This window comes from Flavobacterium sp. FG139, from assembly GCF_057809695.1.
This window is the reverse complement of sequence record NZ_JBMDKL010000001.1, coordinates 191,150-207,006: the sequence shown is the minus strand read 5'-3', so window position 1 is coordinate 207,006 and position 15,857 is coordinate 191,150. Positions and strand designations below refer to the sequence as shown.

Here is a 15,857-nt window from a genome sequence, read left to right as displayed (position 1 = left end):
AATTAGTGTCGAGGCAAAGATTGTAAATAATGATGCCACAAAACCTTGCAAATTTAATAAATTATTTTAAACTATCTTTCAATTTTTTCCAAATCTAACAAAAAACTAAATTCTTTGGCCACTTCTTTGAGCGCTTCAAAACGTCCAGACGCTCCTCCATGTCCTGCTTCCATATTAGTATCTAGATATAATTGATTAGAATTAGTTTTGAAAACCCTTAGCTTAGCCACCCATTTTGCAGGCTCCCAATATTGTACTTGTGAATCATGTAAGCCTGTTGAGATGTACATATTTGGGTATTCTTGCGCTGTAACATTATCATAGGGCGAATACGATAACATATAATCGTAATATTTCTTTTGATTGGGATTACCCCACTCATCATATTCGCCAGTTGTTAGCGGAATGGTTTCGTCCAACATAGTTGTAACCACATCCACAAAAGGCACTTGTGCAATTACACCGTTATACAATTCTGGATTCATATTAACAATAGCACCCATAAGCAATCCGCCAGCCGAACCACCTTCAGCATATAAATGTTTAGGCGACGTATATTTTGCTTCAATAACATGTTTGGAACAATCAATAAAATCAGTAAATGTATTTTTCTTTTTCAATAATTTACCGTCTTCATACCACTGTCTTCCTAAATCTTCACCGCCTCTAATGTGCGCAATGGCATAAATAAAACCTCTGTCTAACAAACTCAAGCGCGTTGTAGAAAAATAAGGTTCCATCGTCATTCCGTAAGACCCATAAGCATACAACAAGAAGGGATTTTCACCATTCAATTGAATCCCTTTTCTATAAACCATAGATATAGGCACTTTGGTTCCATCGGTTGCTATAGCCCAAATTCGCTCTTCTACATAATTATTTTTGTCAAAAGTTCCTCCTAAAACTTCTTGCTCTTTGAGAATAGTTTTTTCTTGGGTTCGCATATTAAAATCGATTACCGATGACGGAATAGCCATCGATTGATAACCATAACGCAAAATTTCGGTATCAAAATCGATGTTCGTTGTAGTATAGGCTGTGTAGGTTTCTAATTCAAATGGTAAATAATATTCACCTGCTCCACTCCACGGCATGATTCTGATTTTGTTCAAGCCATCAAAGCGCTCCGAAACCACCAAATAATCTTTAAAAATATCAATACCTTCAATTAATACATCTTCGCGATGCGGAATCAAATCAACCCAATGTTCTTTAGAAGTTTTTGCTTCTGGCGTTTTCATTATTTTGAAATTGGTAGCATCATCTTTATTAGTTACGATGTAAAAACTATCTTCATAATGCGAAATCGAATATTCTAATTCTCGGGTGCGCTTTTGAAACAGTTTAAATTTTTCATCGGGTGTAGCCGATAATAAAATCTGACATTCTGAAGTCAACGTACTTTCAGAAGTAATAATTAAATATTTTTTGGATTTCGATTTATACACAGAAACATTAAAGGTATCGTCTTTTTCAAAATAAACAACCACATCGTCATTTGGATTTGAACCTAATTTGTGTTTAAAAATACGGTCTGGTCGTAAAGTAACTTCATCTTTTCTAGAATAAAAAAGCGTTGAGTTATCGCTTGCCCAAGTAGCACCACCAGTAGTGTTTTCTATTTTTAAAGGTAAAATCTCGTTAGTTTCTAAATTCTTAATTTGAATCGTATATTGTCGTCTAGAAACGGTATCAACTCCAAAAGAAACCCATTTATTGTCTTCACTTATACTAATCCCAGTTAAATTAAAATAGCTATGTCCTTTCGCCATATCATTGCAATTGAACATGATTTCTTCTGGCGCATCAAGCGAATTTTTTTTACGAGAATAAATTGGATAATCTTGTCCTTTTTCAAATCGCGTAATGTAATAATAGCCGTTATAAAAATAAGGAACCGATTGATCGTCTTCCTTAATTCGGGCTTTCATTTCTTCAAATAATTCTTTTTGAAATGCTTTAGTATGTGCTGTCGATTTTTCGTAATAGTCATTTTCTTTATTCAGATAATCAATTACTTCTGGATTTTCTCTGTCATTCAACCAATAGTAATTATCAATGCGAACATGATTGTGTTTCTCTAATTCGTGTGGAATAATTTTGGCTATTGGCGGTTGTATTTCTTTCATGCTGTGATAAACTTGTTTAAAACAAATGTAAAGTAAAGTTTTCTTTATTAAATGTTAACCATTTCATTCTTATTGACATTGTTATTGACATACTATTTGAAGCAATTAATTATAAAAACAAGCTATTTATGCAATAATCTCAAAGTAATAAGTATATTTGAATCTATCATAAATTCTAATCCTAACTCCATTAAAGTCAAAAATGAAAAACCTAAAAAAAATTCATCTTTTTGTTATAATCGCTTTCAGTTTTTCAATAAGTAATGCTCAAAATAAAGAATTGGATTCACTCATTCAGAAAATAGACAATTCGGATGCTTATATTGTAATGACTAAATCAACCTCGCCAAGAACCAAAGGTGAAGTTACAAAACAAATTATCGAAATTGGAAAATCCGCAACATGTGAATTGGTTCAAGTTTTAGAAGATAAAAACAAAGGAATTGTAGCCCATTTTCTTCTATCAGAAATTTGGAAAGAAACTTGGAACGAAGAAGCTTGTTGCTCTATAAACGATAACGGAACATATGAATTGGTTACCATAAATAATCTTGAAATAAAAATTGAAGACAATATTTTATCAGCGACCACCGAGAATTTACGAATGAACAAACTCGCCTGGAAAGCGTATTGTTCTGCGTAATTTGTAATTTACTTTTAGCTAAAAATAACATTTTTCTTTAAACCAATAAATTGAACTAATTTTATGATAAAAAAAGAACTCACCCTTTTTAATAGAATGCTCAATGGTGACATCATCAAACCAACTGATCCCGAAATTAATGCTCTTTGGGAAGCTGTTGCTACAACAATCAAACGTTCATCTGAATTGAATAACTCAACTAGTATTGAGGAAATAAGGCAGCATTTAAGCGGTATTATTGAAAAACCTATTGCTGAAAGCACTACCATTTTTATTCCTTTTCATACTAATTTTGGAAAACACATTACATTAGGTAAAAACGTTTTTATTAATCATGCCTGTAGTTTTTTAGATTTAGGTGGTATAACTATTGAAGACAATGTATTAATTGGACCACGAGTTAATTTAGTAACCGAAAATCATCTTGTACATCCATCCGATAGAAAGTCCCTAATATTAGATGCTATAGTAATTAAAAAAAATGCTTGGATTGGAGCAGGAGCTACAATATTGCCTGGAGTCACAATTGGTAAAAATGCCATTGTAGCCGCTGGTGCTGTTGTACATAAAGATGTTGCTGATAATACCATAGTTGGTGGAATTCCAGCAAAAATGATGAAATCAATTGATGAAAATAGTTGAAAATGAATATATATTCCAAATTAGATAAAATGGATCAAAACAACTTAATGCAAACGTTAAAATTGCGTTTTGAAAAATTCAAAAACCGTCACGAAGGTATCAAATGGTCTAGCGTTGAAACGAAACTAGAAGCCAATCCTCAAAAGTTACTTTCATTACTCAAAATGGAAGCAACCGGTGGCGAACCCGATGTTATTGGTTTTGATAATGAAACCAACGAATATTTGTTTTTTGATTGTGCTGCTGAAAGTCCAAAAGACAGACGAAGTCTTTGCTATGATCGAGAAGCTTTAGATTCTAGAAAAGAATTCAAACCCGAAAATTCTGTTATAGATTGTGCTGCCGAAATGGGAATTGAATTACTAAATGAGGAACAATATAGAAGATTACAGCAATTTGGGAAATTTGACACCAAAACTTCCAGTTGGATAAAAACGCCTGATAGCATTAGAAAACTTGGTGGCGCTATTTTTGCGGATTACCGCTATGATACCGTATTCATTTATCATAATGGTGCGTCATCTTATTATGCCGCGAGAGGATTTAGAGGTTTGTTGAGAGTTTAAATGATAAAATTGATTCACAAAACGAACCACTCATTACATTACAACCATTTTATCTGTATAATTCTTATTTTTTACTGCATAAAATTACAAATCGAATAAAAAATTTCAAAAAAATAGCTTTAATTTGTACAAACACAATTAAAGTATGGAATTCAATCCCGATACACTCGAAGCGTCGGCAATCTATAAATTACTTACAGGTTCAATCATACCAAGACCCATCGGTTGGGTTTCAACCGTAGACGAAAAGGGCATCAACAACCTCGCTCCTTTTTCCTATTTTAACATGATTGGTGATGACCCACCACATGTAATGTTCTCTACTCGAAGAGATAATAACACCAATAAAGATACTCTTAACAATGTACTTACTACTAAGCAATTTGTAGTAAATATGGTTACTGAAGAACTTGTTGAACAAATGAATGCTACCGCTCAAATGGTTCCTTCCGAAGTCGACGAATTTCAATTGGTTGGGGTCACTCCTGTTCCATCAACCAAAATAAAACCGATGCGTGTTCTAGAAAGTCCGATTCAATTTGAGTGTGAATTGGTGCATCATTATTTCTTAGAAAATCACAAACAAGGCGGCGCATGCATCATGATTGGACGTATTGTAATGATGCATTTTGACGAAAGTGTAGTATCAGATAATTATAAAATCAATATGGAAACCTACAAACCAGTTTCAAGGTTAGCAGGCTCCAATTACAATAAAATAGGAGAAATGTTCTCCATCAAAAGACAATAAATAAATCAATTATCTATTGTTAATTATCAAATAAATTATGAAAATAGCAGTTATAGGTGGTGGTCCAGGTGGATTGTACTTTTCAATTTTAACCAAAAAAGCAATGCCTCATTGCCAAATAGATATTTACGAACGTAACAAACCCGATGATAGCTTCGGATTTGGTGTTGTTTTTTCAGATGAAACCTTAGGCGAATTCTTAAAACGCGACATGGAATCGTATGAATTGATTCGTTCTAAATTTGCCTATTGGGATGATATTGTAGTAGCCCGTGATGGCCAACAAGTAAGCATTGCTGGAAATGGTTTTTGTGGCTGTTCTCGTAAAACACTTTTACAACTATTACAACAACGCTGTCGCGAAGAAGGCATAAATTTACATTTTGAACAAAGTATAGAGGATGTAAGTCAATACAACGATGCTGATATAATTCTGGCTGCTGATGGAATTGGAAGCAGTATCAGAACGAAATATGAAAAAGAGTTTGGTACCCAAATTTCTCTAAAGAAAAACCGTTTTGTTTGGTTAGGTTCAACCAAACCTTTAGATGCTTTTACCTATTTTTTCAGAACAACGCCTCACGGAACTATAGTAGCACACTCCTACCAGTATGAAGAAGGTATGAGCACTTGGATCTTTGAATGCTCTGATGAAACGTGGCAAAAATTCAATTTTGAAGTCACTAATGAAGAAGATACCATAGCCAAGATAAGTGAAATTTTTAAAGATGAATTGGACGGACATCCTTTAATTTCAAACAAATCACATTGGCGTCAATTTCCGCATGTAACCAATGAAAAATGGTACCACAACAACATCGTTTTATTGGGTGACGCCAAAGCTACAGCCCACTACTCTATTGGGTCGGGAACTAAATTAGCTATGGATTGTGCTATCGGTTTATCCGATGCGGTAATCGCTAATCCGAATGATGCTCAAGCGGCTTTTCAACAATACGAAAAAACGCGCCGAAATCCGGTAGAAATGATTCAATATGCCGCATTGGTGTCGTTAGATTGGTTTGAAAACATGAATCGCAACAACCAACATCCGTTCTACCAATTTGCTTTTGGTTGCATGACGCGTTCTAAAAAAGTAACATTTGAAAACTTACGATTACGTGATAAATCATTTACCGACAAAGTATTAGAAGAATTTAATAACAATACTAACAATCAACCTGCTGCCTTCTCTAAATTCAAATTACGCGATTTAGAACTGCAAAACCGAATGGTAATGGCGCCTATGGGACAATATTCGGCAGAAAATGGTATGGTAAACGATTGGCATTTTCAACATTATACCTCGCGAGCTGTGGGTGGTTTGGGATTGATAATAACCGAACTAACTGCTATTTCAGAAACAGCACGTATTACTTTAGGTTGTACTGGCATATATTCTAAAGAACAAGTAGTTGCATGGAAACGAATTAATGATTTTATTCATAATAATACGCAAACCAAAATCGGAATTCAATTAGGACATTCCGGAAGAAAAGGCGCTACAAAGAAACCTTGGGAAGACACTTTTAACGGGACATCTTGGGAATTACTTTCAGCATCAGCCATTCCTTTTAATGAAAATTCAGTTACTCCAAAAGCAATGACAGTTGCCGATATGGATTTAATTACTTCACAATTCGTTCAAGCGACTAAAAATGCCAACGAAGCAGGATTTGATTTAATCGAATTGCAAGCACATCACGGATTTTTATTGGCATCGTTCCTATCGCCATTAACTAACACTAGAACCGATGAATTTGGCGGAAGCATTGAAAACCGATTGAAATTTCCGCTACGGGTATTCAACGAAATGCGAGCAGTATTTCCAAAAGAAAAACCTATGTCAGTAAGAATATCCGCTTCCGATTGGGCCGCAAAAGGAATAACGGAAGAAGAGGTTCTTACCATCGCAAGCGCTTTTAAAAAGGCAGGTGCCGACATCATCAATGTGTCTACAGGAAATACAGTGGCTCATCAAAAACCTGTTACCGGCAGAATGTGGCAAACTCCTTTCTCTGATGCGGTACGAAATACCGTTCATGTGCCAACAATCACAGCAGGTTATATACAAGATATCGATCAAATTAATACCATTATTTTAAACGGAAGAGCCGATTTAGTAGCATTGGGAAGACCATTATTGTTAGAGGCTAATTTTGTTAGAAATGCTCAGGCCTACGAACAATTCGAACCAACAGACATTCCGAATCCATACAAAGCCGGAATGTCACATCTATATCCATTAAAAGCCTCAGAAAGAAAGCAAGTAGAAGGCATGAAAAAAGCATTGAAACCAAAAAGTAATAAGAAATAAAATGGTCAAATATTGCTGTATACTCTTTTTAACTTCTTTTTTCTGTTTTTCTCAAACGGAAGAAACGATTATGAGTGGCAACTCCAAATTGCATTATAAAACCTTTGGTAGCGGTAAACCCATACTCATAATAAATGGTGGTCCTGGAATGAATTGTGAAGGATTTGGTGGCATTGCTCAAGAGTTGGCTAAAATGGAGTATCAAACTATCATTTACGATCAACGAGGCACTGGAAAATCAACTGTTGAAAAAGTCAATTCCGAGAGTATTACTATGGATTTAATGGTGCAAGACATAGAAAACCTTAGAAAACATCTAAAAATTAAACAATGGAGCATTTTTGGACATTCATTTGGAGGAATTATGGCCGCTTACTATGCTACCAAACATCCAGAAACCATTGAAAAACTAGTCTTTTCTTCTTCGGGTGGTGTCAATATGAAGTTCACCTCCTACGTTCAAGAACGTTTGAACAACAATTTAACGAAAAGTCAAAAAGATAGTTTGAGCTTTTTTCAAAAAAAGTTAGATGATGGTGACACTTCTGTTGAAACGTTGAAGCAAAGAGCTAAATATCTTGCTAATGCTTATGTATTTGATAAATCTAAAGCCCCAATAATTGCAGAACGATTGACCCAAATTAAATTTGAAATTAATAGATTAGTCTTTCAAGATTTGAGAAAAATCAATTTTGATTGCGCTAATTCATTTAAAAATTTTAAAAAACCGGTACTTGTTTTACAAGGGAAAAATGACATCATTACAACCGAAACCGCTCAAGAAATTGCCAAAGCTTTTCCTAATTCGAAACTAATTTTATTAGACAATTGTGGGCATTATGGGTGGTTAGATGCTAAAGAAAACTATTTAAGATCAATTAATCAATTTTTGAAAGACCAATAAATCTTTGCGAGAGCTAATGTACTATGAAACACTACGAAGATAATTTTGCGCATAACAGCTTACCAAGTTTCAATGTAATGCCAGAGTATAGTTTTACCAACTTACCACAATTTCAACATCCTGAAATGCTCAATTGTGTAGAACGCTTATTAGACTTTCACATTGCAGAAGGTCGCGGAAATAACATCTGTATTCGCACCTTTGAAACCACTTGGACCTACCAAGACTTATATGAAAAAGCGAATCAAATTGCGCATGTATTAATAGATGATTTGGGTTTAAAATCGGGTAATCGCGTATTGATTCGTTCAGCCAATAATCCAATTATGGTGGCGTGCTGGTTTGCTGTTTTAAAAGCAGGTGGAATTGTAGTCGCTACGATGCCTTTATTACGTTCTAAAGAATTGACTACCATAATCGATTGTGCTGAGATTTCTCATTGCTTTTGTGACAAAGAACTCGAAGAAGAAATGCATTTGGTGCAATCAGATTTTCTAAAACACACGTGTTTTTTTGGTAATTCTCAACTGGAAGAATTAATGCAATCCAAACCTAAAACCTTTAGTAATTACCACAGTAAGTCCGATAGTTTAGCTTTAATAGGATTTACTTCTGGCACTACTGGCTTGCCCAAAATGACCTCGCATTATCACAAAGACATTTTAAATATCTGCGAATGTTTTCCGCCCTATTCGTTGCAACCTACTGAAAACGATATTTTTACAGGAAGTCCACCACTAGGATTCACCTTTGGTTTAGGTGGATTAGTATTATTCCCAATGTATTTTGGGGCTTCTACTTTCTTAATCGAAAAACCAAGTCCCGATTTGTTACTCAAAGCCATTCAAGAATTCAAAATTACCATTTGCTTTACAGCACCAACCGCATGGCGCGTCATTACTACTAAAGTAAAAGATTTTGATATATCTAGCTTACGCAAATGTGTCTCAGCAGGAGAAACTTTGCCTTTAAAAGTTTGGCAAGATTGGTTTGATGCTACTGGATTAAAAATTATTGATGGAATTGGCTCTACCGAAATACTCCATATTTTCATATCGTCCAACGAAGACAACATGAAGCCTGGCGCAACCGGAGTTCCAGTTACGGGTTATGAAGCAAAGATTATAGATAGCGACGGAAATGAAGTACCTACTAACGAACCCGGACGATTAGCCGTGAGAGGAATTACGGGTTGCAAGTACCTAAATCGCGAAGAAAAACAACGCGAATATGTAGAAAATGGCTGGAACATCACTGGTGATATTTTTCGAAAAGACGAAGAAGGTTATCTTTGGTTTGTAGCACGCGGCGACGATATGATTATTTCTTCAGGCTATAATATTGGTGCTATTGAAGTAGAAAGCGTACTTTTAACCCACGAAGACATTCTAGAATGTGCCGTGGTTGGTGTACCCGATGACGAACGAGGAATGCTGGTTTGTGCTCATATTGTTCTTAAAGATCAGTCTAAAGCAACAGACGCAATGAAAAACCGTATTCAGCATTGGTTCAAAGAAGTAGCAGCGCCTTATAAATATCCAAGAGTCATTCATTTCATTGATGCATTACCCAAAACAGAAACAGGTAAAATCCAACGATTCAAATTGAAATAAAACATAGATTTTACAAATTTTTACTAATTGATTTGTGTAAATTTGTGACATCTGTGTTTAAAAAGAATAAACCATGAGAAAAGCATTTTTAGTAGTAAGCATCACCATTCTTTCCTTATCTGGAATATTAATATTCGTCAACTTAAAATTCAGTTTTTTATTACTGATTTTCATACCGTTAATTTTAATGGGATTGTACGATATGTACCAATCTAAAAAAACCATTCGCAGAAACTTTCCGCTATTGGGAAGAATGCGGTATTTGTTAGAAAGTATCGGACCTGAAATGCGTCAGTATTTCATAGAAACCGATTTGGATGGTAAACCGTTTAATCGTTTGCAGCGAAGTTTGGTGTACCAACGCAGTAAAAAAGAAGCCGATTCGATGCCATTCGGAACCCAATTGGACGTCTATAAAGATGGCTATGAATGGATCAACCACAGCATCAGAGCCATTTCTTTTACTAATGTGGATGAAAATCCGAGAGTACGAATTGGTTCGTCACAATGCGAAAAACCGTATGAGGCCAGTTTGTTTAATATCAGCGCCATGAGTTTTGGTTCGTTGAGTAAGAACGCTATTTTAGCCTTAAATAACGGTGCCAAACAAGGCGAATTTTACCACAATACAGGTGAAGGTGGCTTATCGCCTTACCATTTACAAGGTGGTGATGTGGTTTGGAACATCGGAACGGGTTATTTCAGTTGCCGTACTGAAGATGGTAAATTCAATTACGATGAATTTACTAAAAGAGCCACTTTGGATAACGTAAAAATGATCGAAATCAAATTCTCTCAAGGTGCCAAACCGGGTCATGGTGGAATTCTTCCTAAAGAGAAAGTAACCGATGAAATTGCTGCCATTCGATTGGTTTCCAAAGGAAATGATATCGTCTCTCCTCCTACGCATTCAGCTTTTACAACGCCATTAGAATTGATGGATTTTGTAAAATTATTACGAAAAGGTTCTGGTGGAAAACCCATTGGAATGAAAATATGCATCGGAAATAAATCGGAATTTTTATCCATCTGTAAAGCAATGGTGGCAACCCAAACCTATCTCGATTTCATCACCGTTGATGGTGGCGAAGGCGGAACGGGTGCCGCGCCTCAAGAATATTCCGATCATGTGGGAATGCCACTGCGCGATGCTTTGGCTTTTGTATATGATGCTTTAAACGGTTTCGGAATTAAAGACCAAATCAAAATCATTGCTAGTGGTAAAGTCGTTTCGGGTTTTGATATCATCAGAAATCTTTCGTTGGGTGCCGATTTGTGTAATTCAGCTCGCGGAATGATGTTTGCTTTGGGTTGCATTCAAGCACTCGAATGTCACGCCAATACGTGTCCAACTGGAGTTGCCACTCAAGACCCAAACTTAATGAAAGGCTTGGTTCCCGAAGAAAAAAGTGTTCGTGTAGCTCGTTTTCAAAAAGAAACAGTTAAAAGTGCGATGGATTTAATGGCTTCAGCCGGAATTGATCATCCTGATAAAGTAGATCGATCTGTTGTAAGTACTCGTGTAAATTTAGGTAAAACTCAAACTTTTGAGGAAACCTATCCCGAAATAAAAACAGGTTCTTTACTAGACGGCAGTACAGTGCCAAACGAACTTTTTAAAGCTTGGAAACGTGCAACGGTAGAAAAATTTTAGAAGCTAATCCCGCTATTCGCTCTATCTTTTATGGCGAACAACGCCACAAAAGGATGCCGCTGCTATCGGGGCTAAACTTATCGGTAATGATATAGTCGAGCAGAATAATTTGTGAAAATTTGTATAATTTGTGTTAAAAATAAACCAATGAACCAACCTTTTATCAAACAAGAAAAAATCCGTTTTAAACACATCGATTATGCTGGTATTGTTTTCTATCCGCGATTCTTAGAAATGCTCAACGATTTGGTTGAAGATTGGTTTGAAGAAGCTTTAGAGAGACCTTTCTCTAAAATGCACGAAACCAACGGAATTCCAACCGTTGATTTGAAAGTGCAATTCAAAAATGCTGCTCGTATAGGAGAAGTTCTAACTAAAAAACTTTGGGTAAACGAATTAAAAACTTCTTCTGTAGTATGCGGATTTCAATTTGTAAATCAAAACGAGCAAACCGTTTTAGTTGGAGAAGTAACTTTGGTCAATGTGGTTATTCAAGAAGATAGACAAAGCATAAAAGCTGCGTCTTTTAACGAAGAAATGAAAACTAAAATAACCTCATTTATAATTTAAAATGCATCATTCAAAATAAAAACAATGGAGTTTAAAAAATTCAAAGCTGCTACCGTTCAAACCTCACCTGTTTTTTTAAATGTAGAGAAAACAATTGAAAAAGCGATTTCTTTCATTAAAGAAGCGAGTCATAACGGAGCACAATTAATTGCTTTCCCTGAAGTCTTTGTAGCGGGTTATCCCTATTGGAATTGGATCATGACGCCAGTTCAAGGCAGCAAATGGTATGAAGAATTATACAAAAATTCGGTTGCTGTTACTGACGATGCCATGAAACCGTTATTTCAAGCGGCAAAAGACCATAACATGCATATCGTAATCGGAATTAACGAACGTGGCGCAAGTTATGGCGAAATTTACAACACCAATGTAATCATCGATAACAACGGAAATCTAATTGGTAAACACCGAAAGTTAGTCCCAACTTGGGCAGAAAAGCTCACATGGACTAGTGGCGATGGTTCATCTTTAAAGGTTTACGATACTGAAATCGGGCCTATTGGAACTTTGGCTTGTGGCGAAAACACCAATACCTTGGCGCGTTTCACCTTATTATCGCAAGGCGAATTGATTCATATTGCCAACTATATTTCATTGCCTGTAGCACCACCCGATTATGATATGGCTGAAGCGATTAAAATTCGCGCAGCGGCCCATTCGTTTGAAGGCAAATTGTTTACCATTGTTTCCTGCTCCACCATTTCCCAAGAAATTAAAGATGCTTTGCGAAATGACGTTCCCAATGTGGATGAATTATTGACTCGAAAAAACTCCGCTTTCTCCGGATTTATTGGTCCGAATGGCGCTGTAATTGGCACACCATTAATCGATGATGAAGGAATGGTATATGCTGATATCGATTTAGCAAAATGCATCCAACCCAAACAAATGCACGACATATTGGGGCATTACAATCGATTTGATATTTTTGATTTAAGAGTGAATACTGCACCAACAAGAAAGATTACTTTTATTGATAACCACGACGAGTTTAATAAAAAATAGATTTTAAAATCAACCCTCGAAGGGTTTAAAACCTTTCGAGGGTTAATAATAAAGAATATGGAAGAACAACATTCAGACGACATTTACGGAAGAGCTCGAGTTCAAGATTCACCCGAACTGAAAGCCTATTATAAAGAATTAGAAACTCTTGGTGCTGGTGCATTGTGGACCGTTGCCAATGATATTGAACCATGGGAACCACGTTCGACATCGATTCCGATGTTATGGAAATACGACGATTTACGTGCCTTAGTTTTAAAATCATCCGAATTGGTTACACCCGAACAAGCGGGTCGTCGCGTGGTCTATTTAGTAAATGACAAACGAAAAGATGTTTCGGCGGCTGTGGGTTGGTTGTATACCGGAATTCAAGTCACACGACCTGGAGAAAGCACTTCGGCACACCGTCATCGTGCTTCTGCGTTGCGATTCATCATGGAAGGTAAAAATGGGTATACTGTGGTAGATGGTCATAAAATCATGTTGGAAATCAATGATTTTGTGATTACTCCTAATTCGGCTTGGCACGAACACGGTGTGGAAACTGATGGAGAAACGTGCATTTGGCAAGATGGGTTAGACATTCCGTTAGTGAATGCTTTGGAAGCCAATGATTATGCCGTTTACGACGGCAAACAACCGTTAATTTCACCAATTAATCATTCACCAATGACGTATGGTGGCGCAGGTTTAATACCAGCAGACAAAACTTGGGATAAACCCTATTCTCCTTTGTTTAAATATTCTTGGACAAAAGTATATCCTACTTTATTGGAAGTAGCAAAAGTCAATGAACTCAATCCTTTTGACGGAATATTAATGCACTATTCTAATCCATTAACTGGCGGTCATGTAATGCAAACCATGGGTGCATCAATGCAATTATTACCAGCCGGATTTAAAGGAAAAGCACACAAACACACGGGATCTTTCGTGTACCAATGTGCTAAAGGAAAAGGATATTCGATTGTTAACGGAAAACGATTTGATTGGAAGGAACGCGATATCTTTTGTGTACCCTCTTGGGCTTGGCACGAACATCATAACCTATCTGAAACTGAAGATGCTTGTCTATTCAATTTTAATGATTTACCTGTAATTGAAGGCTTAGGATTGTATCAAGGAAGAGCATTGGATGAGAATGATGGATATCAGAAAATAGAATAAAGAAAAAGAATAAAGATTTTAACTTTGTCATAAATCAGAACATTAACTAAAAAACATTGCGAACTTTGCGTAAATCTTTGCGCTCATTGCGTTTAAATATAAAAAATGAAATTACTTACCTACAAAACACAAGATACGGAGCCTCGTTTGGGATTCATCCATAACAATCAAGTAATCGACATGGAAGATTTTGGAGAAATATCGAACTTTCCGTTACCAAACGATATGTTGGATTTGATTGACATGGGATTCGAAATTATTGCTGAAATTACCGAAATGGTTGCAGAAACTCCTGAGAATTTCTTTGACGATATTTCGTATAATTTGGATGATGTTACTATCCTTGCTCCTATTGAAAAACCAAGAAAAAACATCATCGGAATTGGATTAAACTATACCGAACATGTTGCCGAAAGTGCTCGAACATTGGACACTACAGGAAAATTGCCTCAAAAACCCATCATCTTTTCTAAACCACCCACAACGGTAACTGCAACTAATACTGAAATCATCAAAAACACCAAACTAACCGAACAACTGGATTGGGAAGTAGAATTGGCTGTGGTGATAGGAAAAAAAGGGAAATACGTTCCTAAAGAAGCAGCATTAGATTATGTATTTGGCTATACTGTAATTAACGATATTTCAGCTCGGGATTGCCGAAGAGAAGGACAATGGATTGTTTCTAAAGGACAAGACACGTTTGCACCTATGGGCCCGATTTTAGTTACCAAAGACGAAATTGAAAATCCACATCATTTGAATTTATCTTTGACGGTAAATGGTGTTGAAAAACAAAATTCAAACACCAAATTTCTATTGTTTAACATCAACGATTTGATTGAAGACTTAAGTATCGTATTCACACTAGAACCAGGCGATATTATTGCTACAGGAACACCTGCAGGCGTTGGTGCTGGTCGAAATCCTCAAGAATGGCTATATGATGGTGATATAATTGAAGCTACTGTAGAAGGCATTGGTACGATTGTAAATACGGTTAAAGAGATTTAAATAAAAAAACTTGGCAAACTTTGCGAAAACCTTAGCGTCTTTGCGGTTAACTATAAAGATATGAAATACAGAATAGGACAAATAGTTCCCTCATCCAACGTGACGATGGAAACCGAAATACCAGCCATTTTTAGAGCTAGAGAAACTATTTTACCGGAGCGTTTTACGTTTCACAGCAGTAGAATGCGCATGAAAAAAGTCACCAAGGAAGAACTCGAAGCGATGGATGCGATGAGTTTGAAATGCGCTCAAGAATTATCCGATGCTCATGTAGATGTTATGGGTTATGCGTGTTTGGTAGCGATTATGAGTATGGGACGCGGTTATCATTGTGTTTCAGAGGTTAATTTGCATCAAGAAACAGTAGCCAACGACTTCCCTACTCCAATTGTGACCTCGGCTGGAGCGTTGATTAATGGTTTGAAAGTTTTAGGAGCCAAACAAATTTCGATAATCACACCATACATGCGTCCGCTTACGGATATGGTGGTTGATTATATCGAACATCAAGGTATTAAAGTAAAACAAAGTATCGCTTTAGAAATTCCAGATAACTTAGAAGTCGCGGCACAAAATCCAATGAATTTATTGGAAATATACAAACAACTAGATTTGACTGATGTAGATGTTTTAGTAGCCTCGGCTTGTGTTCAAATGCCATCGTTGGAAGCGATTGATTTAATTCAGGCTGAATGTGGCATTCCGGTTACATCAGCAGCCGTTTGTACGACTTATGAAATGATGAAAAAATTGGGAATTGAAGCTAAATCGGCTATTGGCGGTGAATTATTAAATGGAAACTATTAATATGAAATGGGAAATAATTGATGGTAAACTAACGAAGAATTTTAAATTTATATCACAAACAGATTTAGCAGAATT

Annotated in this window: 14 protein-coding genes; 13 read left to right on the top strand and 1 reads right to left on the bottom strand. The window is 36.2% G+C overall.

Translation table 11 applies throughout. The features are described 5' to 3' along the window. Positions 1–71: 71 nt before the first annotated feature. On the bottom strand, positions 72–2,129 hold the full coding sequence (locus ACODSI_RS00965; RefSeq protein ID WP_488914964.1) for a S9 family peptidase: 2,058 nt from the start codon (positions 2,127–2,129) through the stop codon (positions 72–74). A gap of 202 nt (positions 2,130–2,331) precedes the next feature. On the opposite strand from ACODSI_RS00965, the gene ACODSI_RS00960 reads away from it, so the two are divergent. From ACODSI_RS00960 to ACODSI_RS00900, 13 genes are all read left to right on the top strand, one after another. Continuing rightward, on the top strand, positions 2,332–2,772 hold the full coding sequence (locus ACODSI_RS00960; protein WP_488914963.1) for a hypothetical protein: 441 nt from the start codon (positions 2,332–2,334) through the stop codon (positions 2,770–2,772). A 63-nt stretch (positions 2,773–2,835) separates the two neighbouring features. Continuing rightward, positions 2,836–3,414 (top strand): DapH/DapD/GlmU-related protein, encoded by a 579-nt coding sequence (locus ACODSI_RS00955; RefSeq protein WP_488914962.1) that lies wholly within the window; start codon positions 2,836–2,838, stop codon positions 3,412–3,414. Between the two features lie 2 nt (positions 3,415–3,416). Next, positions 3,417–3,980: a DUF4256 domain-containing protein gene (locus ACODSI_RS00950; protein ID WP_488914961.1), complete on the top strand. Its 564-nt coding sequence runs from the start codon at positions 3,417–3,419 to the stop codon at positions 3,978–3,980. 145 nt (positions 3,981–4,125) lie between these two features. Beyond that, the gene (locus tag ACODSI_RS00945) at positions 4,126–4,731 is read left to right on the top strand and encodes a flavin reductase family protein (RefSeq protein ID WP_488914960.1); all 606 of its coding nucleotides are present in this window, start codon (positions 4,126–4,128) and stop codon (positions 4,729–4,731) included. Positions 4,732–4,768: 37 nt separating this feature from the next. Further along, positions 4,769–7,048, top strand: coding sequence for an oxidoreductase (locus ACODSI_RS00940; protein WP_488914959.1), 2,280 nt, complete (start codon positions 4,769–4,771; stop codon positions 7,046–7,048). A 70-nt stretch (positions 7,049–7,118) separates the two neighbouring features. Next, complete coding sequence (locus ACODSI_RS00935; RefSeq protein WP_488914958.1) at positions 7,119–7,952, top strand: alpha/beta fold hydrolase; 834 nt, start codon at positions 7,119–7,121, stop codon at positions 7,950–7,952. A 23-nt stretch (positions 7,953–7,975) separates the two neighbouring features. Then, positions 7,976–9,565, top strand: coding sequence for an AMP-binding protein (locus ACODSI_RS00930; RefSeq protein ID WP_488914957.1), 1,590 nt, complete (start codon positions 7,976–7,978; stop codon positions 9,563–9,565). Between the two features lie 73 nt (positions 9,566–9,638). Then, positions 9,639–11,219, top strand: a complete 1,581-nt coding sequence (locus ACODSI_RS00925; RefSeq protein ID WP_488914956.1) for an FMN-binding glutamate synthase family protein — start codon at positions 9,639–9,641, stop codon at positions 11,217–11,219. Positions 11,220–11,366: 147 nt separating this feature from the next. Next, complete coding sequence (locus ACODSI_RS00920) at positions 11,367–11,789, top strand: acyl-CoA thioesterase (RefSeq protein ID WP_488914955.1); 423 nt, start codon at positions 11,367–11,369, stop codon at positions 11,787–11,789. A 24-nt stretch (positions 11,790–11,813) separates the two neighbouring features. Next, positions 11,814–12,794, top strand: a complete 981-nt coding sequence (locus ACODSI_RS00915; RefSeq protein ID WP_488914954.1) for a carbon-nitrogen hydrolase family protein — start codon at positions 11,814–11,816, stop codon at positions 12,792–12,794. Between the two features lie 57 nt (positions 12,795–12,851). Continuing rightward, positions 12,852–13,961 (top strand): cupin domain-containing protein, encoded by a 1,110-nt coding sequence (locus ACODSI_RS00910; protein WP_488914953.1) that lies wholly within the window; start codon positions 12,852–12,854, stop codon positions 13,959–13,961. A 105-nt stretch (positions 13,962–14,066) separates the two neighbouring features. Continuing rightward, complete coding sequence (locus ACODSI_RS00905) at positions 14,067–14,975, top strand: fumarylacetoacetate hydrolase family protein (RefSeq protein WP_488914952.1); 909 nt, start codon at positions 14,067–14,069, stop codon at positions 14,973–14,975. A 60-nt stretch (positions 14,976–15,035) separates the two neighbouring features. Continuing rightward, positions 15,036–15,782, top strand: coding sequence for a maleate cis-trans isomerase family protein (locus ACODSI_RS00900; RefSeq protein ID WP_488914951.1), 747 nt, complete (start codon positions 15,036–15,038; stop codon positions 15,780–15,782). The last annotated feature ends 75 nt before the right edge of the window (positions 15,783–15,857 follow it).

Coding starts and splice junctions, on each gene's coding strand:
- ACODSI_RS00915 (WP_488914954.1), top strand. CDS start 11,814: ATGGAGTTTAAAAAATTCAAAGCTGCTACCGTTCAAACCTCACCTGTT.
- ACODSI_RS00920 (WP_488914955.1), top strand. CDS start 11,367: ATGAACCAACCTTTTATCAAACAAGAAAAAATCCGTTTTAAACACATC.
- ACODSI_RS00950 (WP_488914961.1), top strand. CDS start 3,417: ATGAATATATATTCCAAATTAGATAAAATGGATCAAAACAACTTAATG.
- ACODSI_RS00940 (WP_488914959.1), top strand. CDS start 4,769: ATGAAAATAGCAGTTATAGGTGGTGGTCCAGGTGGATTGTACTTTTCA.
- ACODSI_RS00945 (WP_488914960.1), top strand. CDS start 4,126: ATGGAATTCAATCCCGATACACTCGAAGCGTCGGCAATCTATAAATTA.
- ACODSI_RS00910 (WP_488914953.1), top strand. CDS start 12,852: ATGGAAGAACAACATTCAGACGACATTTACGGAAGAGCTCGAGTTCAA.
- ACODSI_RS00965 (WP_488914964.1), bottom strand. CDS start 2,129: ATGAAAGAAATACAACCGCCAATAGCCAAAATTATTCCACACGAATTA.
- ACODSI_RS00960 (WP_488914963.1), top strand. CDS start 2,332: ATGAAAAACCTAAAAAAAATTCATCTTTTTGTTATAATCGCTTTCAGT.
- ACODSI_RS00905 (WP_488914952.1), top strand. CDS start 14,067: ATGAAATTACTTACCTACAAAACACAAGATACGGAGCCTCGTTTGGGA.
- ACODSI_RS00900 (WP_488914951.1), top strand. CDS start 15,036: ATGAAATACAGAATAGGACAAATAGTTCCCTCATCCAACGTGACGATG.
- ACODSI_RS00925 (WP_488914956.1), top strand. CDS start 9,639: ATGAGAAAAGCATTTTTAGTAGTAAGCATCACCATTCTTTCCTTATCT.
- ACODSI_RS00935 (WP_488914958.1), top strand. CDS start 7,119: ATGAGTGGCAACTCCAAATTGCATTATAAAACCTTTGGTAGCGGTAAA.
- ACODSI_RS00930 (WP_488914957.1), top strand. CDS start 7,976: ATGAAACACTACGAAGATAATTTTGCGCATAACAGCTTACCAAGTTTC.
- ACODSI_RS00955 (WP_488914962.1), top strand. CDS start 2,836: ATGATAAAAAAAGAACTCACCCTTTTTAATAGAATGCTCAATGGTGAC.